Source organism: Citrobacter sp. VF227 (assembly GCF_052950715.1).
Genome location: NZ_JBRFVF010000731.1, coordinates 1 through 255 on the forward strand (window position 1 = coordinate 1; position 255 = coordinate 255).

Sequence of the window (255 nt, forward strand, 5' to 3'; positions counted from 1 at the left end):
GGACAGACTGATCGCAACGCTGATGAAAGCGAAACAGGAAAACCGACTGGAGCGTCAGCTACAGCAACTGAGTTATGCCCGGGTGCTGATCCTGGATGAAATAGGCTATCTGCCAATGACCAGAGAGTAAGCCAGCCTGTTCTTCCGGCTACTGAACCGTCGATATGAAAAAGCGAGCATCATCCTGACGTCAAATAAAGGCTTCGCAGACTGGGGAGAGATGTTCGGAGATAACGTACTGGCAACGGCGATCCT

1 pseudogene is annotated in these 255 nt (G+C 51.4%); it reads left to right on the plus strand.

From position 1 onward, the window contains the following. Positions 1-255: pseudogene (locus ACU8YC_RS28770) on the plus strand (ATP-binding protein); the annotation flags it as partial.